This window comes from Pseudomonas sp. NBRC 111143 (assembly GCF_001320965.1).
In the GTDB taxonomy this organism is placed as follows: domain Bacteria; phylum Pseudomonadota; class Gammaproteobacteria; order Pseudomonadales; family Pseudomonadaceae; genus Aquipseudomonas; species Aquipseudomonas machongensis.
The window spans coordinates 30,128-55,947 of the sequence record NZ_BCBT01000001.1 but is presented as its reverse complement, the minus strand read 5'-3'; the positions used below and the strand labels follow the sequence as shown (position 1 = coordinate 55,947).

The 25,820-nt window shown below is 67.2% G+C and carries 3 protein-coding genes; all 3 read left to right on the top strand.

The annotated features are described in order from the left end of the window. Positions 1–211 precede the first annotated feature (211 nt). Positions 212–13,114: a non-ribosomal peptide synthetase gene (locus APH44_RS00140; RefSeq protein ID WP_054890658.1), complete on the top strand. Its 12,903-nt coding sequence runs from the start codon at positions 212–214 to the stop codon at positions 13,112–13,114. Then, a complete protein-coding gene (locus APH44_RS00135) occupies positions 13,111–24,513 on the top strand; it encodes a non-ribosomal peptide synthetase (protein WP_054890657.1) in 11,403 nt (3,800 codons plus the stop codon). Before APH44_RS00140 ends, APH44_RS00135 begins: the two co-directional genes overlap by 4 nt. 148 nt (positions 24,514–24,661) lie before the next feature. After that, positions 24,662–25,819 (top strand): macrolide transporter subunit MacA, encoded by a 1,158-nt coding sequence (gene macA / locus APH44_RS00130; protein WP_054890656.1) that lies wholly within the window; start codon positions 24,662–24,664, stop codon positions 25,817–25,819. Position 25,820: the final 1 nt, after the last annotated feature.

Below are 25,820 nucleotides of genomic sequence, written 5' to 3'. Positions count from 1 at the left end.
GGTGTTGCGCTGCAAACAGTTGGCCGGTGTTGGCTGCTGTACAGTTCGAAACGTTATAGAGGAAGTTCTAAACGCGTAAAAGAAATAAGAATTCATATTCTTATTCCTGTTTGGCAGTCCGTGCTTTGTCCCCCCTTACCCTGTCACCCCTCGCACCCCCGATCCTTTAGCGTGGCGCCATTTCCGACTGGCAAAAGCAGGATGCTTACCCATGCGCTTCAGCGAACTGATGGCTGTGCTCTCCACCCGTGCGATCCGACTTCAGCGTGACGATCAGGACCTCGTCGTCCATGGTGACGACGATGCCCTGGATGACGCCCTGTGGGACGCATTGGCCGCACACAAGCCGGCGTTGCTGGAGATGCTCGCCCGGCAGAACGACGACTGGCTGAGCTCGGCGTTCAAGATTACCCCGCAGATGCTGCCGCTGGTGGACCTGGACCAGCAGGCCATCGACCGGATTGTCGCCAGCATTCCCGGCGGCGCTGCCAACGTACAGGACATCTATCCCCTGGCGCCGCTGCAGGAGGGCATGCTCTACCACCACCTGTCCGCCGATGCGGGCGACCCCTATCTCTTGCAGGCACAACTGCGCTTTGCCGACCAGGCACACCTGGATGTCTTCGCCGATGCGCTGGACTGGGTGATCCAGCGCCACGACATCCTGCGCACTTCGATGTACTGGGAGCGCCTGGACGAGCCGGTGCAAGTGGTCTGGCGCGAAGCACCGCTGGTGCGCGAAGCGCTGCAACTGCCTGGCCAGGACGAGCCGCTGGCGCAATTGCGCCGGTTGCACGACACCCGCCACTATCGCCTCGACCTGCGCCAGGCACCGGTGCTGCGCCTGGTGCATGCCCGGGGCGCGGGCAAGGAGGTCGTCGCCCTGTTGCTGTTCCACCACACGGTGATGGACCACACCGCACTCGACATCGTGCGCCGCGAGATTGGCGCCTGGCTGGCCGGCAATGCCGAGCAGGTCGGGCCGGCGGTGCCGTTTCGTAACCTCCTTGCGCAGGCGCGCCAGGCGCTGGACGTGCCGGCGCATGAAGCGTTCTTCACCGCGATGCTGGCCGATATCGACGAACCTACCCTGGCCTTCGGCGTGGCCGACGTCGAGGATCAGGCCGTGGAGGAAGCCCGCCTGACCCTCGAGCGCGGGCTGAGCCTGCGCCTGCGCGCCCAGGCACGCCGCTTGGGTGTGAGCCCTGCGGCCATCACTCACCTGGGCCTGGCCCGGGTCCTGGGCCAGTTGTCCGGGCGCGAGGCGGTGGTGTTCGGCACCGTGCTGCTCGGGCGCATGGAGGCCGGCGAGGGCGGCGAACAGGCGCTGGGCATGTTCATCAACACCTTGCCGCTGCGCATCGATGTTGGCGAGCACAGCGTGCGCCAAGGGCTGCAGGCGACTCACACGCGCTTGACCGGCGTGCTCGGCCATGAACAGGCGCCGCTGGCACTGGCCCAGCGCTGCAGTGCGGTGGCGGCGCCTGCGCCGCTGTTCAACACCGTCCTCAACTATCGCCATAGCGATGCCGCCGACGCTGCCGAAGTCATCGACATCGCCCCTGGTATCCAGGTGCTGGGCGCCGAAGAACGCACCAACTACCCGCTGACGATCAACATCGACGACCTTGGCGAGGACCTGCGCATCACCGCCCTGGTCGCTGGCGGGCTAGGCGCCCAGCGTATCGCGGGTTACCTGGCGCGGGCGCTCGAGCAGATCGTCGAGGCTCTGGACAGCGATCCAGAAGCGCCGCTGAACGGCATCGATATCCTGCCCGCCGACGAGCGCGAGCAACTGATCCATGGCCAGAACCGCCCCTTGCTCGAATTCGCCCTGACGCCGTTGCTGCACCAGCGTTTCGAGGCCCACGCCCAGGCGCGTCCGCAGGATACGGCGCTGATCTTCGAGCAGCAGAGCCTGAGCTACGGCGAGCTCAACCAGCGTGCCAACCAGCTCGCTCACCGCCTGATCGCAATGGGCATCGGCCCGAATGACCGCGTGGCAATCTGCGTCGAGCGTGGCCTGGGCATGCTGGTCGGCCTGCTGGGCGTGCTCAAGGCCGGTGCGGGCTATGTACCTATCGACCCGGGCTATCCTGCCGAGCGTATTGCCTTCACCCTGAGCGACAGTGCCCCGCGGGCCATCCTCACCCAGGCGGACAGCCTGGCGCTGTTGGGTGAGGTGACGGCGCCGGTGATCGACCTGGACGACACTTCGCTGCAGCTACAGCCCACCGGCAATCCGATGCTCGCTGGGCTGCTGCCTTCGCACCTGGCCTATGTGATCTACACCTCCGGCTCCACCGGCCTGCCCAAGGGCGTGATGGTCGAGCATGGCAATGTCTCGCGCCTGTTCTCGGCGACCCACGACTGGTTCGCCTTCAACCGCCAGGACACCTGGGCGCTGTTCCACTCCTTCGCCTTCGATTTCTCGGTCTGGGAAATCTGGGGAGCGCTGGCCTTCGGTGGCCAGTTGCTGATCGTGCCGCAACGCATCAGTCGCTCGCCGGAAGAGTGCTATGCCTTGCTTTGCCGCACCGGCGTCAGCGTCCTCAACCAGACTCCCAGCGCCTTCCGCCAACTGATCGCGGCGCAGGAACGCAGCGAACTGCAGCATTCCCTGCGCCAGGTGATCTTCGGCGGTGAGGCGTTGGAGCCCGGGCTGCTCAAGCCCTGGTATGCACGCATCGGCAATGCCGGCACGCGCTTGGTGAACATGTACGGCATTACTGAAACCACCGTGCACGTCACCTACCGCCCGCTGCAGGCGGCGGATGCGCAACTGGTGGGGGTAAGCCCCATCGGTTCACGTATTCCCGACTTGCAACTGTATGTGCTCGACGCCTGCCGTCAGCCTGTACCGACCGGTGTCACCGGCGAGCTGTACGTGGGGGGTGCCGGTGTCGCCCGCGGCTATCTGAATCGCGAGGCGCTCAGTGCCGAGCGCTTTATCGCCGACCCGTTCAACCCTGGCGGGCGTCTGTACAAGACCGGCGACCTGGCGCGCTGGGCCGCCGATGGCAGCCTGGATTACCTGGGCCGCAACGACGACCAGGTGAAGATCCGCGGTTTTCGCATCGAGCTGGGCGAGATCGAGGCATGCCTGGCGGCCTGTGAAGGTGTGCGCGAAGCCGTGGTCATGGCGCGTCGCGACAGCGCCGGCGAGCAGCGCCTGGTCGCCTACTGGCTGGCCGCGGCAGGCGCCGAGCCCGATGCGGCGGCACTGCGTGACAGCCTGCTGTGCCACTTGGCCGAGTACATGGTACCGGCGGCCTTCGTGCGCCTGGAGAGCTTCCCGCTGACCGCCAATGGCAAGCTCGACCGCAAGGCCTTGCCCGAGCCCGATGGCGAGGCCTTTGCCCGTCGCGCCTTCGAAGCGCCGCACGGCGAGGTGGAGCAACGCATCGCGGCCATCTGGCAACAGTTGCTGGGCCTTGAGCAGGTCGGTCGGCACGACAACTTCTTCGAGCTGGGCGGCCACTCGCTGCTGGCGGTCAAGCTGGTGGAGCGCATGCGCCAGCAGGAACTGGCGGCCGATGTGCGCGTGCTGTTCGGCCAACCGACCTTGTCGGCACTGGCGGCTGCGGTGAGCGCCGATCTACCGACGCAGGTGCCGATCAATCGCATTCCGGCGAACTGCCCGCGCATCGAACCGCAGATGCTGCCACTGGCCAACCTCAGCCAGGACGAGATCGACGCATTGACCGCCGGTATCCCGGGCGGTACCGCCAATGTCCAGGACATCTACGGCCTGGCACCACTGCAGCAGGGCATCCTCTACCACCACCTGGCCAGTTCCGGGGCCGACCCTTACGTGCTGCGGGCACGCTTCGCCTTTGCCGGTGAAGTGGAGCTGCAAAGCTTCGTCAAGGCGCTGGATGCGGTGATCGCCCGCCACGATATCCTGCGCACCAGCCTGCACTGGGAGGGGCTACAGGAAGCGGTGCAGGTGGTGCATCGCCACGCGCAGCTGCGCGTGACAGAGCACGCCGACCTGCAGCGCCTGGACCTCACGAGCGCGCCGTTGCTGCAACTGGTGCGCCATGCCCAGGGTGAGCGCCTGGAGGCGACCTTGTTGCTGCACCATATCCTGCTCGACCATACCGCCGTCGAACGGCTGGTGGCCGAGGTGGGTGCTGCACTGCAGGGCCAGCCAGTGCACATCGACAGCGTGCCGTACCGCAACTATGTGGCACGTGCGCGACTGGATGCCGATCCTGCGGCCGATGAAGCGATGTTCCGCGAGATGCTGGCAGATATCGACGAGCCGACCGAGGTCTTCGGCCTGCGCGATGTGCAGGGCAATGGCGTGGAGGTGATCGACAGCCACCAGGCGCTGGACGGCACACTGGCAGGGCGCCTGCGCGTGCAGGCCCGCGCGCTGGGCGTGAGCGTCGCCAGCCTGGTGCACCAGGCCTGGGGGCAGGTATTGGCGCAACTGAGCGGGCGCAGCGAGGTGGTGTTCGGTACTGTGCTGCTGGGACGCCTGCAGGGTGGCGCCGGGGCAGATCGGGCGCTGGGCATGTTCATCAACACCTTGCCGCTGCGGGTCAGTGTCGATGCCGTTGGCGCCGCCGAGGGTGTGCGCCGCACCCATCAGCGCCTGGCACGCCTGCTCGGTCACGAGCAGGCATCGCTGGCGCAGGCCCAGCGTTGCAGCGGTGTGCCGGCGTCCCAGGCGCTGTTCACCAGTTTGCTCAACTTCCGCCACAGCAGCGCCAAAGGCGCAGGGGACGGCCTGGGTTGGTCGGGTATCGAACTGTTGGCCTCGCGTGAGCGCAGCAACTATCCGCTGGTGGTCAACGTCGATGATCTGGGGCAGGGCCTGGAACTGACCGTGCAGGCTGTGCCGCAGGTCGATGGCGCTCAGGTGTGCGCCTTGCTCGGCAGCGCCCTGGCGAACTTGGCCGATGCCCTGGAGACTGTCCCGGAAACACCCCTGCATGCGGTGTCCTGCCTGTCGCCCGAGGCGCGCGAGCAGGTGCTGCACGGATTCAACGCCACCGGCCGCGCCTACCCACGCGAACACGCGGTGCAGAGCTTGTTCGAGGCGCACGCCGCCCAGACCCCGGACGCGGTTGCCGTGGTGCACGGTCAGCGCCAGTGGCGTTACGGCGAGCTCGATGAGCACGCTAACCGGCTGGCTCGTCACCTGTTGGAACTGGGCGTGCGCCCGGGGCACCGTGTGGCGCTGCTGTTGCCGCGCTCCTTCGACTTGCTGGCCAGCCAGTTGGCCGTGATCAAGTGCGGCGCGGTCTATGTGCCACTGGATGCCAATGCGCCCTCGGAGCGTCAGGCGTTCATGCTCGAAGACAGCCGCGCCACGCTGTTGCTGACCCAGGCCGATCAGCCGCAGGTCGGCGCAACGCGCCGGGTAGAGCTGGATACGCTGGAGCTCGCAGCCTATCCCGCCCATGGCCTGGACATTGCCGTGGATGCGCGGGCTGCGGCCTACATCATGTACACCTCCGGCTCTACCGGCCTGCCCAAGGGTGTGCTGGTGGCCCATCGCTCGATCGTGCGGCTGGTCATCAACAACGGCTTCGCCGACCTGCAAGGCGATGACCGCATAGCCTTTGCTTCCAACCCGGCATTCGACGCCAGCACCCTGGAGGTCTGGGCGCCGCTGCTCAACGGCGGGCGCGTGGTGGTGATCGATCAGCATCAGGTGCTGTCGCACGAGGCCCTGGGCCAGGCATTGCTGGAGCATCAAGTCACAGTGCTGTGGCTGACCGCCGGGTTGTTCCACCAGTACGCCGCGCACCTGCTGCCGCTGTTCCGGTCGCTGCGGTACCTGATGGTCGGCGGTGATGTGCTCGACCCCCAGGTGATTGCCCGTGTACTGCGCGAGGGCGCTCCGGCGCACTTGCTCAACGGTTATGGCCCGACCGAAGCCACGACCTTCAGTACCACCCATGAAATCCTCGCAGTGGGCGAGGGGGCGATCCCGATTGGCCGGCCGATCGGCAACAGCCTTTGCTACGTGCTCGATGCCCGGCGCCAGCCAGTGCCGATCGGTGCCGTCGGTGAGCTGTATATCGGCGGAGATGGGGTTGCCCTGGGTTACCTGAATCAGCCGGCCTTGACCGCCGAGCGCTTTTTCGAAGACCCGTTCAGCGAGACGCCGGGCGCACGCCTGTACCGCAGCGGCGACCTGGTCAGTTGGCAGGCTGATGGCACCTTGCGTTACCTGGGCCGTAACGACCAACAGGTCAAGCTGCGCGGCTTCCGTATCGAGCTGGGTGAGATCGAGGCGCGCCTCGCTGCATGCGCCGGGGTACAGGAAGCCGTGGTACTGGTGCGTGAAGAAGCCCCGGGCGACAAGCGCCTGGTGGCCTGGTTCAGCACTGAAGGCCGCGTCCCGCCGATCACCGAGCTGCATGCGCAGTTGCAAGGCCAGTTGCCCGACTACATGCTGCCGTCGGCCTATGTCCATGTTGGCCAGTGGCCGTTGACCGCCAACGGCAAGCTCGATCGCCAGGCGTTGCCGCAACCAAGTCAGACCGCCGTGGTGAGTCGTGCCTTCGCCGCGCCGGAGGGCGAGGTGGAGATCGCGCTGGCGGCGATCTGGGCCGATGTGCTCAAGGTCGAGCGTGTTGGCCGGCAAGATCACTTCTTCGAGCTGGGTGGCCACTCGCTGCTGGCTGTCAGCCTGATCGAGCGCATGCGCAAGGTCGGCCTGGCCGCCGATGTGCGCGTGCTGTTCGCCCAGCCGACCCTCGCCGCACTGGCCGCTGCGGTGGGCAGCGGGCGCGAGGTGCGGGTGCCGGATAACCGCGTACCGGCCGGCGCCTCGCAGATCACCCCCGAAATGCTCAGCCTGATCGAACTGGACCAGGCCACCATCGAGCGCATCGTCGCCACGGTACCGGGCGGGGCTGCCAATGTGCAGGAAATCTACCCCCTTGCCCCGTTGCAGGAAGGCATTCTCTACCACCACCTGAGTGCCGGCCAGGGCGATCCCTACCTGCTGCAGTCACGCCTGGCCTTCGACACCCTCGAGCGCCTGCAGACCTGGGCTGATGCTTTGCAGCAGGTCATTGACCGGCACGACATCCTGCGCACCTCGCTGATCTGGGAGGGCCTGGCGCAGCCGGTGCAGGTGGTGTGGCGCCAGGCGAAGCTGGCCGTGGTGCCGGTCGAGCTGGAGGGCGAAGGCGAGGTCATTGACCAATTGCAGGCGCGCTTCGACGCCCGTCAGCATCGGATCGACCTGTCCCAGGCACCGTTGATGCGCCTGGTCTACAGTCAGGACCTGCGCAACGGCCAGGTCGTGGCAATCCTGTTGTTCCACCATCTGGCCCTCGACCACACTGCGATGGACGTGGTTGGCGCCGAAATGCACACCCTGCTGTTCGGCGATGTAGCCAAGCTGAATGCGCCGGTGCCCTACCGCAACTACGTGGCCCAGGCGCGCCTGGGCAGCGATGCGGCGGGCGCTGAGGCGTTCTTCCGCGACATGCTCGGTAATATCGACGAGCCGACCCTGCCATTTGCCCAGCAGGATGTGCAGGGCGAAGGCCACGGCATCGCCGAGGCGCACCAGGCCCTCGATGGCGCGCTGGCCCGACGCCTGCGCGACCAGGCGCGTACCCTGGGCGTGAGCGCCGCGAGCCTGATGCACCTGGCCTGGGCGCGCCTGCTCGGCGTGCTGGCCAATCGCAGCGAGGTGGTGTTCGGCACAGTGTTGATGGGCCGCCTGCAAGGCGGCGAGGGTGCCGACCGGGCACTGGGGGTGTTCATCAACACCTTGCCGCTGCGGGTCGACACCCAGGTGGCGGTGGCCGAAGCGGTGCGTGCCACCCATGCCCGTTTGTCTGCACTGCTCGGCCATGAGCATGCGTCGCTGGCCATGGCCCAGCGTTGCAGTGGCGTACCGGCCGGGCAACCGCTGTTCAGCGCCTTGCTCAACTATCGCCACAGCGCTGCCGATGCCCCACGCGATGGCGAGGGTATCTGGCAGGGCGTGCGCCTTCTGGGTGGCGAGGAGCGCAGCAACTATCCGCTGACCTTGAGCGTCGATGACCTGGGTGAGGGGTTCAGCCTGAGCGTGCTGGCCGTCGCGGACATCGGCGCCGAGCGTGTCGCGCAGTGGATGGCCAACAGCATCGCGCGACTGGTCGAGGCGCTGGAGCAGGCGCCGAGTACACGGCTGGATGACCTGTCGGTGCTGGGCGCCGATGAACGTCGCCGCCTGCTGGTCGATTTCAACCCTCGTGCCCGTGAGTATCCGCAGGGCCAGACCGTGCATGCGCTGGTCGAGGCCTGCGCGGCCCGCTCACCCCAGGCTCAAGCGGTGGTGCAAGGCGAAGAAGGGCTCAGCTATGGCGAACTCAATCGTGCCGCCAACCGCCTGGCCCACCACCTGATCGGCCTGGGCGTGCGGCCTGGCGCCCGGGTTGCCTTGTGCCTGCCGCGCACGCCGCAGCGCCTGGTGGCACTGCTGGCGGTGCTCAAGGCCGGCGCCGCCTATGTGCCGGTCGATCCTGGTTACCCTGCCGAGCGTATTGCCTATCTGCTCGAGGACAGCACCCCGGCACTGGTGCTCGCCGACACGCACCAGCACGGCTTGCCGCCACACGTCGCACGCCTGGACCTGGACCAGGGCGACTGGCAGTCCGCTGCCGAGCATGACCCGCAGGTGCCGGGCCTTGCCGCGGATGCGCTTGCCTATGTGGTCTATACCTCCGGCTCTACCGGCCAGCCCAAGGGCGTGATGGTCGAGCACCGTACCCTGGCCAACCTGGTGCACTGGCACTGCGAGGCCTTTGCCCTGCGCGCCGGTAGCCACACCTCCAGCGTGGCCGGCTTCGGTTTCGACGCCATGGCCTGGGAAGTCTGGCCGGCCTTGTGCGCCGGCGCCGTGGTGCACCTGCCGCCCGCAACACTTGCCAACGAACAGGTCGATGCCTTGCTCGACTGGTGGTTGCAGCAACCGCTGCAGGTCAGCTTCCTGCCAACCCCGGTAGCCGAGCAGGCCCTGCGTCGGGAGCGTCAGCACGCCAGCCTGCGGACGCTGCTGATCGGCGGTGACCGTCTGCGCCAGTTCGAGCGTGATCCAGGCTTTGCCGTGATCAATAACTACGGCCCGACCGAAACGACCGTGGTCGCCACCTCGGGTCAGGTGCAGGTCGGTGCTGCGCTGCACATCGGCACCGCCATCGCCAATACCCAGGTCTATGTGCTCGACGAACGCCGCCAGCCGGTGCCGGTCGGCGCGGCGGGCGAGCTGTACATCGGAGGCGACGGGGTTGCCCGCGGCTACCTGAACCGGCCCGAACTGACCGAGCAACGTTTCGTCGCCGATCCGTTCAGCTCAAGGGCTGGAGCGCGGATGTACCGCAGTGGCGACCTGGTGCGCTGGAACGCCGATGGCACCCTCGACTACCTCGGGCGTAACGACGACCAGGTAAAGATACGTGGTGTGCGCGTAGAACTTGGCGAGATCGAAGCGGCCGTGGCCGCCCAGCCTGGCGTACGTGACGCCGTGGTACTGGTACGCGGCGATCGGCTGCTGGCCTGGTACACCGCGAACGCGCCGGTCGATGGCCTGCGCCAGGCCTTGCAGGCCAGCCTGCCGAGCCACCTGGTGCCGTTGGCGTTCATCCGCTTGGAGGCCTTGCCGCTGACCAGTCACGGCAAGCTCGACCGCAGGGCGCTGCCAGACCCGGACCCGGCCGATCTGCCGGTGGCGGCCTATGTAGCCCCGCAGGGCGAGACCGAGCAGGTCATGGCGCAGGTCTGGGCCGAGCTGCTGGGCCTGGAGCGGGTAGGGCGGCATGACAACTTCTTTGAACTGGGTGGGCATTCGCTGCTCGCGGTCAGCCTGATCGAGCGCCTGCGCCAGCAAGGCCTGGAGGCCGATGTGCGCTTGCTGTTCAGCCAACCGAGCGTGGCGGCGCTGGCCGCAGCGCTTGGCCAGGGCTGTCAGGTACAGGTGCCGGCCCATCGCATTGCACCCGGCTGTACCCGTATCACACCCGACCTGCTCAGCCTGATCGAACTGGACCAGGCCGCCATCGACCGTGTGGTGGCAAGCGTGCCCGGCGGCGCGGCCAATGTGCAGGACATCTACCCCCTCGCGCCGCTGCAGGAAGGCATTCTCTACCATCACCTGAGCGCCGCCGGAGCCGACCCGTACCTGCTGCAATCGCAGCTGGTATTCGACAGCCCGGCGCGACTGCAAGCGTTTGCCGGCGCGCTGGAAAGCGTCATCGCCCGTCACGATATCCTGCGCACCGCAGTGCTGTGGGAAGGGCTGGCGCAGCCGTTGCAGGTGGTCTGGCGCCATGCCCAACTGCCGGTGATCGACATCGCCAACGAGCCTGCGCAGCGTTTCGACACCCTGGCGCTGAACCAGGCGCCGCTGGTGCGCCTGCTCTATCGCCGTGCAGGGGAGCGCATCGAGGCGACCTTGCAGTTCCATCACCTGGTGCTCGATCACACGGCGCTTGAGGTGGTGCGCGCAGAGATGCTCGGTTATCTCCACGGGCTGCCCGCGCCGAGCGAGCCCGCCGTGCCGTACCGCAACTACGTGGCCCAGGCGCGCCTCGGTGTCAGCGAGGCCGAGCACGAGGCGTTCTTCCGCGAACAACTGGCCGATATCGACGAGCCAACCCTGCCGTTCGGCCTGCGTGACATCCAAGGTGATGTGCGCCGTATCGAGCAGGCTCAGGTACACCTGGCCCCTGACCTGAACCAGCGCCTGCGCAGCCAGGCACGCCAGCTCGGCGTGAGCACTGCCAGCCTGCTGCACCTGGCGTGGGCACGTCTGTTGGGCAGTGCCAGTGGTCGCGACAACGTGGTGTTCGGCACGGTGCTGCTGGGACGCATGCAAGGTGGTGCAGGCAGCGGGCACGGCCTGGGCATGTTCATCAACACCTTGCCACTGCGCGTTGACCTGGCGGGGCTCGGCGTACGTGAAGGCGTGCGTGCCACCCACGCACGGCTGAGCGCGCTGCTGACCCACGAGCATGCCTCGCTGGCCCTGGCCCAGCGTTGCAGTGGCGTGGCCGCACCCATGCCGCTGTTCAGCGCCATGCTCAACTACCGGCACAGCGCCGGCGCTGCGCAGACCGAAATCCAGCGTCAGGCGTGGCAGGGTATCGAGACACTGGCCAGCGAAGAACGCACCAACTACCCCTTGAGCCTGAACGTGGATGACCTGGGCGATGGCCTGCGCCTGACCGTGCAGGTACTGCCTGCGGTAGGGGCCGAGCGGGTCTGCGGGCAACTGCAGCAGGTGCTGACGGGCCTGGTGGATGCCCTCGAGCGTCAGCCCGACCTGGCGCTGAACCAACTGCCGGTGCTGGAACACGAAGAGCGCCAGCGCCTGCTGGTTGGCTTCAACGACACCGCCGTAGGCTACGACCTGGAGCAGACGGTGCACGGGATGATCGAAGCCCAGGTCGAACGCACGCCTGAGCGCATCGCCCTGATCGCCGAGCAACACCAACTGAGCTACCGCACGTTGAACGCCGAGGCCAACCGTCTGGCCCATCACCTGATTGCACTCGGGGTGCAGCCGGACGATCGCGTGGCGATCTGCGTCGAGCGCAGCCCGGCGATGGTCATCGGCTTGCTGGCGATCCTCAAGGCGGGCGGCGCCTACGTGCCGGTCGATCCGGATTATCCGGCCGATCGTATCCGTCATATGCTCACCGACAGCGCGCCAGTGGCGGTGCTGGGGCATGCGGCGACTCGTGAGATGCTGGCGGCGTTCGAGGTGCCGCAAGTCGATCTGGATGTACCGGTGTGGCAAGCCCTTTCCAGCGACAACCCCCAGGTTGCGGGCCTTACGCCGCAACACCTGGCCTACGTGATCTACACCTCCGGCTCCACCGGCCTGCCCAAAGGCGTGATGAACGAGCACGCCGGGGTGGTCAACCGCCTGCTCTGGACCCAGGACGCCTATGGCCTGGGCGCTGATGACGTAGTGCTGCAGAAAACCCCGTTCAGCTTCGACGTATCGGTGTGGGAGTTCTTCTGGCCGCTGCAGACCGGCGCACATCTGGTGATGGCGTGTCCGGGCGGCCATCGCGATCCGCAGTACCTGGCCGACGTCATCGCCGAGCGTGGCATCACGACCCTGCACTTCGTGCCGTCGATGCTCGATGTCTTCCTCGCCCACGGCGACTTGCAGGCCGCACGCCTCAAGCGCGTGCTGTGCAGTGGTGAAGCGTTGCCCGGCAGCCTGGTACGGCGCTTCAAGGCGCAGTTGCCGAGCGTCGAGTTGCACAACCTGTACGGCCCGACCGAAGCTGCAGTTGACGTCAGTGCCTGGCACTGCGCCGAGCCACTGGAGCAGACCCCGGACAACACCCCGATCGGCAAACCGATCGCCAACACCACGCTGTACGTGCTCGACGCCCAGGGCCAGCCAGTACCGCAGGGCGTTGCCGGTGAGCTGTACATCGGCGGTGTACAGGTTGCCCGCGGCTACCTGAACCGCGAGCAGCTGAGTGCCGAGCGCTTCCTCGAAGACCCGTTCAGCACCCGCCCTGGCGCACGTTTGTACCGCACCGGGGATCTGGCCCGGCACCTGGCCGACGGCACCCTGGAGTACCTGGGGCGCAACGACGACCAAGTGAAGATCCGTGGCCTGCGCATCGAACTGGGCGAGATCCAGGCCTGCCTGACCCGCATTGCGGGGATCAAGGAGGCGGTGGTGCTGGCGGTGGATCAGCGCCTGGTCGCCTATTACACCGGTGCCGTGCAGCCCGTCGAGGGCATGCGCCAGCAGCTGTCGGCGCAACTGCCGGAATTCATGGTTCCGGCGCTGTTCATGCACCTGGACGCCTTGCCGCTGAGCCCCAACGGCAAGCTCGACCGCAAGGCGCTGCCGACTGCCGCCGTGGCCGATGCGCGTCCCTACGAGGCGCCACAGGGCGATACCGAGCAGTTGCTGGCCGCGCTCTGGGGTGAGCTATTGGGTGTGGAGCGAGTAGGGCGGCACGACAACTTCTTCGAACTGGGTGGCCACTCGCTGCTGGCGGTGACCCTGACCGCCCGCCTGCGCCAGGAGGGCCTGGAGGCCGATGTGCGCGCGCTGTTCGAACAACCGACCTTGGCAGGCTATGCCGCCATCACAGACAGAATGGAGATCGTCCTGTGAGCATCAACGACCTACTGGCGACATTGTCAGCCAACGATATCCAGCTGGCGCTCAAGGATGGCCAGCTGGTGGTCCAAGGCAACCGCCAGGCGCTGACCGATGCGAGCCTGGTGGCGCGCCTGCGTGAACACAAACCGGCGCTGATCGCGCTGCTCGAGCGCGGTGAGTACGTGGCCAGGGCTGGCAATGTCGGCGCTCCGGCCAACGCCATCCCGGCCGACTGCACGCGGATCACCCCGGCACTGCTCAACCTGGCCGAGCTCGACCAGGCGGCCATCGATGCGCTGGTCGGGCAGATTCCCGGCGGCCATGCCAACGTGCAGGACATCTACCCGCTGGCGCCCTTGCAGCAGGGCATTCTCTATCATCACGCCAGCGCAGAGGGCAGCGACCCTTACGTGATGCAGTCGCGCTTCGCCTTTGCCAGCCAGGCCCATCTGCAGGCGTTCGTCGATGCGCTGCAGGCGGTGATCGACCGCCACGATATCCTGCGCACCTCGGTGCACTGGCAGGGGCTCGAGGCGCCGCTGCAGGTGGTCTGGCGCGAGGCCCGGCTGCAGGTGTCCCGCGGCCTGCCCCTGGACGAGCGTATCGACCTCGGCCAGGCACCGCTGATCCGCCTGCATTGCGAGCCTGCGGCCAGCGATGGTCGTGTGCAGGCCACGCTGCAGTTCCACCATATCGCGATGGACCACAGCGCCCTCGAGGTGGTGCGTCACGAAATGCAGGCCGTGTTACGCGGCGATGGCCACCTGTTGGGCGCGGCAGTACCGTTTCGCAATTACGTCGGCCAGGCCCTGCTCGGCGTCAGCCAGGCGCAGCACGAGGCGTTTTTCCGCGAGCAACTGGGGGATATCGTCGAGCCGACGCTGGCCTACGGCCTGCAGGACGTGCAGGGTGACGGCAGCGCGCCGCACGAAGAAAGCCTGAGCCTGGCGCCGGCCCTGTGCGACGGCCTGCGCAGCCAGGCACGGGCGCTGGGCGTGAGCCTGGCAAGCCTGTTCCACCTGGCCTGGGCGCGGGTGCTGGGTGGCCTGACCGGGCGCGAGCAGGTGGTGTTCGGCACGGTTTTGATGGGCCGCCTGATGGGCGCGGAGGCCAACGACCGTGCACTGGGCATTTTCATCAATACCTTGCCACTGCGGGTGGACCTGGCTGGCCTGGACCTGATCACGGCAGTCAAGGCCACTCACCAGCGCCTGACCACCCTGATGCGCCACGAGCACGCGCCGCTGGCCCTGGCCCAGCGTTGCAGCGGCGTGGCCGCGCCGACGCCATTGTTCAACGCCTTGCTCAACTACCGGCACAGTGCGCCGGTTGCCGATGGCCAGGCCCGTGCGGCGTGGGAGGGCATCGACGTACTGACCAGCGAAGAACGCACCAACTATCCGCTGACCCTGAGTGTCGACGACCTGGGCGATGCCCTGCGCCTGACCTTGCTGGCAGCGGCTGAAGTGCCGAAGCAGCGGGTCTGCGCCTATCTTGAGAAAACCCTCGAAAGCCTGTTACAGGCCCTGGCACAGAGTCCAGGGCTGAATGTCGATCGGCTGGACATGCTGCCCGCTGTCGAGCGCGAGCGAGTGCTCGAGACCTTCAATGACCGCCCGGGTGACACCGAAACCGTGCTCACGGTGCACCAGCGCATCCAGCACCAGGCCCGCCAGCAGCCCGGTGCCGTAGCCGCTACCTGCGCAGGCATCGCGCTGAGCTACGGTGAGCTGGAGCTGCGTGCCAACGCGCTGGCCCAACGCCTGGTCATGCTCGGGGTGCAGCCTGAAGACCGCGTGGCGATTCTGGCCCGGCGAGGTCTGGACACCCTGGTCGGCCTGGTGGCGATCCTCAAGGCCGGCGCGGGTTACGTGCCGATCGACCCCGCGCATCCCGACGAACGCATCGCCTATCTGCTCGATGACAGCGCCCCGAGCGTGGTGCTGACCCAGCACGATCTGCGCGCGCGCCTGGGCCAATGCCCGGCACCGGTGGTCGAACTCGATCGCGCGGACTGGCCGTCGAGCGAGCACGCCCCGCAGGTCGATGGCCTGGCTGTCGGCAACCTTGCCTACGTGATCTACACCTCCGGTTCCACCGGCCTGCCCAAGGGCGTGATGGTCGAACATCGGACCCTCAACAACCTGATCGACTGGCATTGCCGCGCCTTCGACCTGTGCCAGGGGCGTCACACCTCGAGCCTGGCCGGTTTCGGCTTCGATGCCATGGCCTGGGAAGTCTGGCCGGCCCTGTGCGCCGGGGCGACCCTGCATATCGCGCCGCCAAGCGAACAGGGCGAGGACATCGACGCTTTGCTCGCCTGGTGGCGCGGCTGCCCGCTGGATGTCAGTTTCCTGCCGACGCCGGTGGCCGAATACGCCTTCAGCCACCAGATCGATCACCCGACCCTGCGCACCCTGCTGATCGGTGGTGACCGCCTGCGGCAGTTCACCCGTCACCCCGGATTTGCCGTGATCAACAATTACGGGCCCACCGAAGCCACGGTGGTCGCAAGCTCCGGGGCGATGGTGCCTGGCGGCGTGCTGCACATCGGCGCACCGGTCGATAACGCCCGGCTCTACGTGCTCGATGCGCACCACCAGCCGGTGGCGCAGGGGGTGGCCGGCGAGCTGTACATTGGTGGCGCCGGGGTAGCCCGTGGTTACCTGAACCGTGCACAGATGACGGCCGAGCGTTTTCTCGATGACCCGTTCAGCACGCAACCGGGCGCCCGCATGTACCGTACTGGCGACCTGGTGCGCTGGCTGGATGACGGCACCCTCGACTACCTCGGGCGCAACGACGACCAGGTGAAGATCCGTGGCGTGCGCATCGAGCTGGGTGAGATCGAAAGCCGCCTGGCAGCCCTGCCAGGCATCAACGAAGCCGTGGTGCTGGCCCGTGAGGACCAGCCGGGGCAGCCGCGGCTCGTGGCCTACTTCACTGGCCAGGACAGCGTCGAGGTGGCCACGCCTGCACAACTGCGTACACAGCTGCAGGCGCACTTGCCCGATTACATGGTGCCGGTGGCCTTCGTGCGGCTCGAGTCGCTGCCGCTGACGGCCAACGGCAAGCTCGATCGCCGGGCGCTGCCGGCACCCACCCGCGCCGACCTGTTCGAGCGTCGCTTCGAGGCGCCCCAGGGCGAGCTGGAGCAGACCCTGGCGCAGATCTGGCAGGGGTTGCTGCAGGTCGAGCGGGTCGGGCGGCATGATCACTTCTTCGAGCTGGGCGGTCACTCGTTGCTGGCCATGCGTCTGGTTGCCCAGGTTCGTCAGCGACTCGGCGTGGAGCTGACGCTGGGGACGCTGTTCGCCCAGGCCGAACTGGCGGCGATGGCCGAGGTGGTGGCGGGGGCTGCGCGCAGTGAGCTGCCGCCGGTGCTCGCGGTGGCACGCGAGCAGCCGCTGCCGTTGTCGTTCGCCCAGCAGCGCCTGTGGTTCCTGGCACAGATGAACGGAGCCAGCCAGGCCTACAACATTCCCCTGGCGCTGGAGCTGTGCGGCGAGCTGGATGCCGACGCCTTGACGCAGGCCCTGGTGGCACTGGTCGAGCGTCACGAGGCGCTGCGCAGCGAGTTCTTCGAGGTCGATGGCGAGCCGCGGGTGCGGCTGTCGGCGCAGCGCCTGGTGGTGCAACGCGAGCAGGTGCCTGGGGCCGATGAACAGCGCCTGCGTGCGCTGGTGCGTGAAGAAGCTGCACGGCCGTTCGCGCTCGGCGAGGCATTGCCGCTTCGCGCTCGCCTGCTGCAGGTGGCGCCACAGCATCATGTACTGCTGCTGACACTGCACCATATCGTCGCCGATGGCTGGTCGATGGGCGTGCTGACCCGTGAGCTGAGCGCGCTGTACCAGGCCTTGCGTGAAGGCCGCGAGGCGCGGCTTGCGCCGTTGCCGATCCAGTATGGCGATTACGCGATGTGGCAGCACCGTTGGCTGCAGGGCGAGGCGCTGCAGCGCCAAGGCGAGTTCTGGCGCAACAACCTGGCCGGTGCACCTGCGCTGCTGAGCCTGCCGACCGACCGACCGCGTCCGGTGCGCCAGGATTACGCAGGCGACAGCGTGCGTATACGCCTGGACGCACGACTGGCAGACGATCTCAAGGCCCTGTGCAAGCGCCACCAGGTCACGCCGTTCATGCTGTTCATGGGCGCCTGGTCGATGCTGCTGGCTCGTTTGTCGGGGCAGGGCGAGGTGGTGATCGGTACGCCGGTGGCCGGGCGTCGGCAGGCTGAGGTCGAGGGGGTGATCGGTCTGTTCGTGAACTCCCTGGCCATCCGCCTGGACCTGGCGGATGCGCCGGATGTCGGCACCTTGCTGGCGCGGGTCAAGGCCCAGGTACTGGCCGCACAGGAGCATCAGGACTTGCCGTTCGAGCAGGTGGTAGACCTGATCAAACCATCGCGCAGCCTGGCCCACACGCCGCTGTACCAGGTGTCGCTGGAGTGGGAGGGCGGTCATGATTTCGCCGCCGGGCTGGACGGCTTGAGCCTGCGCAACCTCGGCCAAGGGCAGGGCTTTGCCAAGTTCGACCTGAGCCTGAGCCTGGGCGAAACCGCAGATGGCTTCGGCGGCGCATTGAACTATGCCACCGCGTTGTTCGACCGGGCCACGGTAGAGCGCTACTGCGGGTATCTGGAGCAACTGCTGTGGGCCATGGCCGGCAGCGACGGCGCGGTGCTGGCAAGCGTTGCCCTGCCGGATGCGCAGGAGCGTCGTCGACTGTTGGTCGACTACAACGACACCGCCGTAGGCTACGACCTGGAGCAGACGGTGCACGGGATGATCGAGGCCCAGGTCGAACGCACGCCCGAACGCATCGCCCTGCGTGCCGAAACCGGACAGTTGACCTACCGCGCACTGAACGCCGAGGCCAACCGTCTGGCCCATTACCTGATTGCACTCGGGGTGCAGCCGGACGATCGCCTGGCGATCTGCGTAGAGCGTAGCGCTTCGATGGTCATCGGCTTGCTGGCGATCCTCAAGGCCGGCGGCGCTTATGTGCCGGTCGACCCGGATTACCCGCCTGATCGTATCCGCCATATGCTCACCGACAGCGCGCCGGTGGCGGTGTTGGGGCATGCGGCCACCCGCGAGGTGCTGGCGGCGTTCGATGTGCCGCAAGTCGATCTGGATGACCCGGTGTGGCAAGCGCTTTCCAGCGACAACCCCCAGGTTGCGGGCCTTACACCGCAACACCTGGCCTACGTGATCTACACCTCCGGCTCCACCGGCCTGCCCAAAGGCGTGATGAACGAGCACGCCGGGGTGGTCAATCGCCTGCTCTGGACCCAGGACGCCTATGGCCTGAGCGCTGATGATGTGGTGCTACAGAAACCCCCGTTCAGCTTCGATGTGTCGGTGTGGGAGTTCTTCTGGCCTTTGCAGACCGGCGCAAAACTGGTGATGGCACGCCCGGGCGGGCACCGTGACCCGGGTTACCTGCGCCAGGTGATCACAGCCGAATCGGTAACGACCCTGCATTTCGTCCCTTCGATGCTCGATGTGTTCCTCGCCTATGGTGATGCCGAGCCAGCAGCGCTACGCCGGGTGCTGTGCAGCGGCGAAGCGTTGCCCGGTAGCCTGGTGCGGCGCTTCAAGGCGCAGTTGCCCAGCGTCGAGCTGCACAACTTGTACGGCCCGACCGAAGCGGCAGTGGACGTCAGTGCCTGGCATTGCGCCGAGCCACTGGAACAGACCCCGGACAACACCCCGATCGGCAAACCGATCGCCAACACTACGCTGTACGTGCTCGACGCCCAGGGCCAGCCAGTGCCGCAGGGCGTTGCCGGTGAGCTGTATATCGGCGGCGTGCAGGTTGCCCGCGGCTACCTGAACCGCGAGCAGCTGAGTGCCGAGCGCTTCCTCGAAGACCCGTTCAGCACCCGCCCCGGCGCTCGCCTGTACCGCACCGGGGATCTGGCCCGGCACCTGGCCGACGGCACCCTGGAGTACCTGGGGCGCAACGACGACCAGGTGAAGATCCGCGGCCTGCGCATCGAACTCGGTGAGATCCAGGCCTGCCTGACCCGCATCGAAGGCATCAAGGAGGCCGCTGTGCTGGCCCTGGACTTGCCGCCCGCCGGCAAGCGCCTAGTGGCGTACTACACCGGAGCTGTGCACACGGCAGACACATTGAAGGGGCAGTTGCAGGCTCAACTACCCGAGTTCATGGTGCCTGCACAGTTCGTGCATCTGCCGGCACTGCCGCTGAGCCCCAACGGCAAGCTGGACCGCAAGGCCCTGCCGATTCCCGCCGTCGAGGCCTTGCAAGGCCAGGCCTACCAGGCTCCCGAAGGTGATAACGAGCGCCTGCTCGCCGAGATGTGGGGCGAGTTGCTGGGCGTGGAGCGGGTAGGGCGACACGACAACTTCTTCGAATTGGGCGGCCATTCGCTGCTGGCCGTAACCCTGGTCGCTCGCCTGCGCGCCCGCGGGTTGGCCTTGGATATCCAGGGGCTGTTCACCGAGCCGAGCCTGGCGGCCCTGGCCGTGACGGTCGAGACCCTCGACCAGGTGCAGGTGCCTGCCAACCGCATCACCGCCGACTGCCCGCACATCACGCCTGAGCTGCTGCCGCTGGTGACGCTGACGCAAGAGGCGATCGATCGTATCGTCGGCCAGGTGGCTGGCGGTACCGCCAATGTCCAGGACATCTACCCGCTAGGGCCGCTGCAGGCGGGCATGCTCTATCACCATCTGGCCGGTGAAGGTGAGGCGACCTACGTGCTGGAGGTGCGTTTCCTGCTCGCCGATCGGGGTCGTTTGCAGGCGCTGCACCGCGCCTTGGATCAGGTGATCGCGCGCAACGATATCCTGCGCAGCGCCTTCCACTGGGACGGCCTGGCTGAGCCTGTGCAGGTGGTTTGGCGTCGTGCTCCGCTGGATGTCGTGCAGGAGGGCGATGCCATCGAGCCTCGTCGATTCGACCTGGCCCGCGCACCGCTGCTGCGCCTGGTACACCGTACCGAGCCGAGCACCGGCCGGATCAGCGCCACGCTGCTGTTCCACCATCTGGTCATGGACCATGTCGCCCTCGAGGTATTGCGCAGCGAACTGCAAGCCTGCCTGCTGGAGCAGGCCCATGCCCTGCCAGCGGCGGTGCCTTATCGCAACTACATCGCCCAACTGCAGCGTGGGGCGGGCGAGGCGGCCCATGAAGCCTTCTTCCGCGAGCAACTGGCCGACATCGACGAACCGACCCTGCCTTACGGCGGTTATGCAACGCCACACCAAGATGCCGTGGCGCAGCACCATCAGCGCCTCGACCATGCGCTGAACCTGCGGATCCGCGAACAGGCGCGACGCCATAACGTCAGCGCTGCCAGCCTGATGCACCTGGCCTGGGCACAGGTGCTCGGGCAACTGAGCGGGCGCGACAGCGTGGTATTCGGCACCGTGCTGCTCGGTCGGCTGCAGGGTGGCGAGGGCGCCGAGCGCGCCTTGGGCGTCTACATCAATACCTTGCCACTGCGCCTGGACCTTGCCGGACAGCCCGTGTTGGCAGCCTTGCAGCAAGCCCACCAACGCCTGACCGGCCTGCTGGCCCATGAGCACGCTCGCCTGGCGCTAGCCCAGCGCTGCAGTGGCTTGCCTACGGGGGCCGCGTTGTTCAATGCATTGCTCAACTATCGCCATGGCTCGCTGGCCGGGCAGGGCGAGGCGGCGCGCAAGGCCTGGGAGGGCATCGAGCTGGTCGAGGCGCACGAGCGCAGCAACTACCCGTTGGCGTTGAGCGTCGATGACCTGGGCCTGGCGTTCGAGCTGACCGCGCAAACCGCGCAGGGCATCGACGCCCGGCGGATCTGCAGCTACGTGGAGCATGCCCTGCACCTGCTGCTGCAGGCGCTTGAGACCAGCGCCTGCGAAGGGCTCGAGCGCCTGAGCGTGGTGCCGCTGGCCGAGGCTCGGCAGTTGCACGAGGCCTTCAACGCCACCACCCGCGACTATCCGCGCGACTTGCCAGTGCATCGCCTGTTCGAACAACAGGTAGCACGGCATCCATTGTCCATCGCCGCCCGTGACGGGGCGCACAGCCTGACCTACGGCGAGCTCAACGAGCAGGCCAACCGCCTGGCCCACCACCTGATCGAGCAAGGCGTAGCGCCGGGCGATCATGTGGCGATCCTGCTGCCGCGTTCGTTGGGATTGCTCCAGGCCCAGCTGGCCGTCGCCAAGTGCGGTGCGGCCTACGTGCCGCTGGACATCCATGCGCCGGCCGAGCGACAGGGCTTCATGGTGCAGGACTGCCAGGCCGTAGCGCTGATCTGCGACAGCTCGGCGACCCTGAGCTACCGCGCGCGCCGCATCGACCTCGATCGCCTGGACCTTAACCGTCAGCCCGGTCATAACCCAGGGCTGGTCCAGGGTGGGGATACGGTCGCCTACGTCATGTACACCTCCGGCTCCACCGGGACGCCCAAGGGCGTGCGCGCGCCTCATCGTGGCATCGCTCGCCTGGTGCTCAACGATGGCTACGCCGACTTCAGCGCCCAGGACCGTATCGCTTTCGCCTCCAACCCCGCGTTCGACGCCAGCACCATGGATGTCTGGGGTGCGCTGCTCAATGGCGGCCAGGTGTTGGTGATCGACCATGACACCTTGCTCGACCCTGTGCGTCTGGGCGTGGCCCTGCGTGAAGGGGGCGCGACAGTGCTGTTCGTCACCACGGCGTTGTTCAACCAGTACGTGCAGATGATCCCTGACGTGCTGGCAGGGTTGCGCGTGCTGCTGTGCGGTGGCGAGCGAGCCGATCCGGCGGCGTTCCGCAGCTTGCTGGCGCAGGCACCGGACTTGCGCCTGGTGCACTGCTATGGGCCGACCGAAACCACCACCTATGCCACCGCCGGGCAGGTTCGCCATGTGCCGGCCGACGCCGAGCTGGTGCCGATCGGGGGACCGGTCGGCAGTACCCAGGTGCATGTGCTGGACGCGCACCTGCGTCCGCTGCCGCTGGGGGCGGTAGGTGAGTTGTACATCGGTGGCGATGGCGTGGCGCTGGGCTACCTCAACCGCCCGGAACTCACCGCCGAGCGCTTTATCGACGACCCGTTCAGCCCGCAGCCTGGCGCTCGCCTGTACCGTACCGGCGATCTGGGCCGCTGGCGCGACGACGGCCAGCTGGAGTGCCTGGGGCGCAACGACGACCAGGTGAAGATCCGCGGTTTCCGTATCGAGCTGGGCGAAGTCGAGCAGCACCTGGCGCTGTGCCCGGGCATCGGCGAAGTGGTGGTCATGGCCCTGACCCTGACGCAGGGGCCGGCTCACCTGGTGGCCTGGTTCACCCGCACAGACCCGCACCTCGATGCCGCCGCTGTGCGGGGTTGGCTGCAGGGACGCCTGCCGCCGTACATGGTGCCGTCGGCCTGCATCGTGCTCGATGCGCTGCCGCTGACCAACAACGGCAAGATCGACCGCAAGGCGCTGCCGCCTCCAGCGATGCAGGACCTTGCCGAGAGCCGTTACGAGGCACCAGCCACCGCGCTGGAACAACAGCTCGCAGCGCTCTGGGCGCAGGTGCTGGAGATCGGGCAGGTGGGGCGGCATGACAGCTTCTTCGCCTTGGGCGGTCATTCGCTATTGGCCATCCGCCTGGTGGGCCTGTTGCGCGAACAGGGACTGCAGGTATCGCTCGCCGAGCTGTTCCAGCATGCCAGCGTGGCGGCATTGGCCGAACATCTGCAGGCGGCGACACCGCAAACGGACTTGGTGTGCGTGCGCGCGGAGGGCGACGCACCGGCACTGTTCCTGATCCACGAGTTCAGCGGCATGGACTTCTACTTCCCGGTACTGGGCCAGCAACTGGAAGGTGACTTCCCAATCTATGGCGTACCGGGCCTGGCCCTGGGCGAGGCGCAGCCGGACACCCTGGAGGCCCTGGCCCGCGCGCAACTGGAGCGCATCCGCCGGGTTCAGCCTCACGGGCCTTACCGGCTTGCCGGCTGGTCGTTCGGCGGCTTGCTGGCCTATGAAATCGCCGCGCAACTGCTGGGGGCGGACGAGCAGGTCGAGTTCCTGGGCTTGATCGACACCTGGCAGCCGCGTCTGGTCGACCAGGGCAAGGCACGCTGGCAAGGCGCGCGCCTGTTGCAACAGCAACTGCTGCTGCACTGCGCCGGACACTGGCAGGGGCTCGGCGCGGCAGGCGCGCAGCAACTGGCCAGGGTCAATACCTTGGACGATGGCCAAGCCGACTTCACCACCTTGCTCGCGGCCTGCCGTGAACAGGGCTTGCTGTATGCGGAACTTGCCGCTGCAAGCGATGACGAGCTCAAGCTGTTCTTCGAACGCGAAATTGCCCACGGCCATGCCATGGCCCATTACCGTCCCGAACCGCTGGGCATCGCCATCCACTTGCTGCGCGCCGAACAAAGCGTGCAGCGTCACGGTGAGCAGCCATTGCTTGGTTGGGAGCGCACGGTGCCGGCCGGTCAGGTGCGGTGCATCGAGGTGCCGGGCGATCACCTGAGCATGATGCAGGCGCCGCACGTGCAGGTGCTGGGCCGCGCGCTCGGCACGGCGCTGCAGGCGGCCCGCGCGGGTATCGGCGAGAAACCGCGGGCGGCGTATCAGCCGCTGGTGGCGATCCAGAGCGGGCAGGGCGGTCATGCGCCGCTGTTCTGCGTGCCGGGGGCCGGCGATAGCGTGACCAGCTTCATCGGCCTGGCCGAGGCCCTGGGCGGCGACTGGCCGGTGTACGGCCTGCAAGCGCGTGGCCTGGATGGCACCGCCACACCGCACAGCAGCATCGACGCCGCGGCGGCCTGCCATGTCCAGGCCATCGAAGCGCTGTACCCGCAGGGGCCGTTGAACCTGGTCGGGCATTCCTTTGGCGGCTGGGTGGCGCATGCCATGGCGGTGCGTTTGCAGGCACAGGGGCGGGAGGTGCGCTCACTGACCTTGATCGACAGCGAGTCACCCGGTGGCAACAGCGTCTGCGGTCGGCCCTACACCGCAGGAGCAGCGCTGGACCGGCTCATCGAGTCGTTGCAGCTGGCCAGTGGGCGCTCGCTGGAAATCGACCGCCAGGCCTTTGCCGCACTGGACGATGAGCAGCAACTCGAACGCTTGCACCAGGCCATGGTTCGCGGCGGGCTGATGCCGGCGCGTTCTTCTGTCAGGGCGTTGCACGGGATCGCCCGCACCTTCTCCAGCGCGCTGCGTACGCCGTACCCGGCGCAGGTCGGCTACAGCGGCCCGGCCAGCCTGGTGCTGGTGGCCGATGCGACTCTGGATGCGGCCGGCAACCAGCGCGAACAGGCGGCGATGCTTGCCGGTTGGCAGCGCCTGCTGCCGCAACTGGCGGTGTGGCATGGGCCTGGCAACCACTTCAGCATCCTCAAGGCCCCGGATGTGTTCAGCCTTGCGGCCTGGTGGCACGACGGGCAGGCGCTGCAGCGGGTCACTCATTGATTTGGCGCGAACCTTGTGGGTGCGGGCTGGGCCCGCGATTGCAGCACCGCAGTATCTGGCACCGGCTTGCCCGGTGATTGCGAGGCCAGCCCGCCCCCACAAGGGGCGGTGTGGCATGCAGGCCTTTGGAACGGATGAACGAGCATTTATGGACAAGAGCAGATTTCGCAAGATAAGCCTGGGCTGTGCCCTGGCGCTGGTGGCTGGGATCACGTTGTACGCGGTACAGGCCCCGGCCACGCCGCCGCGCTACATTACTGCCACGGTCGAGCGTGGCGACATCGAGAACGCGGTGCTGGCCAGCGGTGTTCTCGAGGGTATCCGCCAGGTCGATGTCGGTGCCCAGGTTTCCGGCCAGTTGCGCTCGCTGAAGGTCAAGCTGGGCGACAAGGTGACCAAGGGGCAGTGGCTCGCCGAGATCGATCCGCTGGTGCTGCGCAACACCTTGCGCCAGGCCCAGGTCGATGAGGAAAAGCTGCAGGCGGAGCGGCGCTCGACCCTGGCCCGGGTCAACCAGACACGCCGGGTCTACGAGCGCTACAGCGCGTTGCAGGACGACGAGTCGATCTCGCGCCAGGACTTCGAAAACGCCGAGTCCGAATACCAGGTGCAGCAGGCGACCCTGCATTCGCTGGACGCGCAGATCAAGAGTGCCCAGGTGCAGATCGACACGGCCAAGGTCAACCTCGACTACACCCGCATCAGTGCACCCATCGACGGCGATGTGGTGGGTATCGTCACCCAGGAAGGGCAAACAGTGATCGCCCAGCAACTGGCGCCGGTGATCCTCAAGCTTGCCGACCTGGATACCATGACGGTCAAGGCGCAGGTCTCCGAGGCCGACGTGATCCATATCAGCCCCGGCCAGCAGGTGTACTTCACCATCCTTGGCGAAGACAAACGCTACTACGCGACCTTGCGCGGCACGGAGCCTGCGCCGCAGAACTACCTGGAGAGCACCGACAAGAGCGGCGCCGCTGCGCCAAAGCAGAACACCGCGGTGTTCTACAACGCCTTGTTCGAGGTGCCCAACCCAGACCACCGCCTGCGCATTTCCATGACCGCCCAGGTGCGCATCGTGCTGGCCACCGCCGAGGCGGTGCTCAGCGTGCCGGTGGCGGCGCTCGGGCCGCGCAGTGGCGACGGCAGCTTCCCGGTGCGGGTAGTCGACGCCAAGGGCTTTGCCCAGGTGCGCCAGGTGCAGGCCGGGATCAACAACAATGTCAGGGTCGAGATCAGGCAGGGGCTGGACGAGGGCGACCGGGTAGTGATCGGTGAGCCCATCGGCGATGCGGCGGGGGCATGAG

Excerpts from the sequence above, each read along its gene's own strand:
- APH44_RS00140 (WP_054890658.1), top strand. The coding sequence starts at position 212 with ATGCGCTTCAGCGAACTGATGGCTGTGCTCTCCACCCGTGCGATCCGA.
- macA (WP_054890656.1), top strand. The coding sequence starts at position 24,662 with ATGGACAAGAGCAGATTTCGCAAGATAAGCCTGGGCTGTGCCCTGGCG.